The organism is Methylobacterium sp. A54F (assembly GCF_053346035.1).
This window is the reverse complement of record NZ_JBKFBF010000111.1, coordinates 1-311: the sequence shown is the minus strand read 5'-3', so window position 1 is coordinate 311 and position 311 is coordinate 1. Positions and strand designations below refer to the sequence as shown.

Annotated in this window: 1 protein-coding gene; it reads left to right on the top strand. The window is 76.2% G+C overall.

The features are described from left to right. Nucleotides 1-311, top strand: a 311-nt coding sequence (locus ACLBXP_RS25560) for a gamma-glutamylcyclotransferase (protein ID WP_447670624.1), incomplete at both ends; no start/stop codon positions are given.

Here is a 311-nt window from a genome sequence, read left to right as displayed (position 1 = left end):
CACCGCCCAGCACCTCCTCAGCGACGCCGAGCTGCTGCCGGGCCTGGAGCGGGCCGTGGCCGACAGGCCCGGCGCCGGCGGGGAGATCTGGGTGTTCGCCTACGGCTCCCTGATGTGGAAGCCGGAATTCGCGGCCCTGGAGGAGCGCGTCGGCGTGGTGCGGGGCTACCACCGCCGCTTCTGCCTGATGCAGCGGCGCTTCCGCGGCACCGCGGCACGGCCCGGCTTCGTGCTGGCGCTCGACCGGGGCGGCGCCTGCAAGGGCGTCGCCTTCCGGCTCGACGGGCGCGATGCCCGCGCGGCCCTGATGC